The sequence below is a fragment of the uncultured Microscilla sp. genome (assembly GCF_947493425.1).
Taxonomy (GTDB): domain Bacteria; phylum Bacteroidota; class Bacteroidia; order Cytophagales; family Microscillaceae; genus Microscilla.
This window is the reverse complement of sequence record NZ_CANLRP010000377.1, coordinates 1-1,509: the sequence shown is the minus strand read 5'-3', so window position 1 is coordinate 1,509 and position 1,509 is coordinate 1. Positions and strand designations below refer to the sequence as shown.

Genomic DNA, 1,509 nt, shown 5'->3' with positions numbered 1-1,509 from the left:
GTTTTTTTTGAGTTGGTTGAACTATAGATAAAATAGCCCTATATTGAATAAAGGGGCACTTTTTTTAATTTTGAACAACCTACCTGATAAAAACCACCCTCAAGTTTGAACTCCACCGCCGTTGCTTGTATCTCCACAAGCAACCTAAAGACCAAGAGCCCGCGTACCGATAGTGAAGAATGTGCATTGTGTTGGTCAGGCTAAAGCCTTAAGACCAACACAGGAGGGGGCATTCCTCAAAGCATTTAGTCGCACTTGTCGGGTAAGTTGCCCAATGACGAATCCCCTTGATTGCTGGTGAAGATACCAGCAACGGTGGGAGTAATTTCTCCATACCTGACAGGATTTTATGACGACGCTAAAAAATCCTGTCAGGTATGTATCCGCTTCTTGATTGCCAGTGAAGACACCAGCAACGGCGGAAAAAAATAATTTAACTCAACCTTCCATCTGTCGAGTGTATAATCATCTGAAAATCAATGCCTTATACACTCGTATAGTTACCTGTAAAGCAGCCTTATCCCTCAATTCTTCGGGACTAAAGACTTGTCGCTTGTCGCTAAAAGCTTGAGGCTGTAGAAGCTTCCCACTCCTGCCCCAAGCTTGGGGTAGCCTTGGCAAACTCATTCAAATAGCGTTGTGAGCGCAGCACCAGCGGTTGGTGGCGGCTGATTGCCTGAGCCAAAGCAGTTTCGGAGCGCGCCTTCACGTTGCCTTCGTCCACCTCGTAGCGGTTGGCGGGCACCTCGGCTTTATTTCGCTCCAAAAACTCCTCTAGGGGTTCTTCGGGCACCAGCCGTAGGTAAACGCCCGCCGCTTGCTCTTGGGGGCTTGCCTCGTCTTTGAGGGGCAAGTAGCCAATTTTGCCTGGAGCTATTTCGGTGGGGTACAGCATGCGCCCCTTGCCTATGTCGTACTTGGGCTTCAGGTTTTTCAGCAAGTTTTGGCTCACCTCAGCGTCCACCTCAGGCATTGTTTTGCCGTCCCACAGCGGGGTGCCGTCTTTGGCTTTGGGCACGGGGCGCTTTTTCAAGTCGCGCGGCTTGCCCGTTTCGTCGTCAGCACTTGCCGCAGCTAGATTGCCCGCTCGGGCGCTGCGTCGTTGTTGGTGTTGGCTGCCGTTGGTGTCACCCTTTGGGTCGGTGGCGGTGTTACGTTGGGGGTTGCCCTCGTCGGCATCGTGCACAAACAAACCTCGGCTTTTTTCAAAATCGGTTGCCTCGCTTTCTTTGGGCAAATACACGATTTTGCCATTTTCGTCTTTAGTAGGGTAAATGTTGCGCCCCTTGCCAATGTCGTATTTGGGCTTGCCTCCTTCGGCGGGGGCTTTGCCCTTGGGTTGGGCGGCTTCCACGTCGGCATCGTCTACAAACAAACCCGCCCGTTTTTCGGCGTCGGTTGCCTCGCTCTTTTTGGGCAAATACACCAGCTTTGAACATGCAACAAATTATGAGGTAAACAGTTAAGCCCTTTTTTTAACAGAATGATTTAACTCAATATATCTTTGTG

Annotated in this window: 1 protein-coding gene; it reads right to left on the bottom strand. The window is 50.4% G+C overall.

Annotated features, from left to right (window positions below; genetic code table 11):
- Positions 1-559 precede the first annotated feature (559 nt).
- Entirely contained in the window at positions 560-1,420 is an 861-nt protein-coding gene (locus Q0954_RS33855) for a hypothetical protein (protein WP_299466483.1), read from the bottom strand.
- Positions 1,421-1,509: the final 89 nt, after the last annotated feature.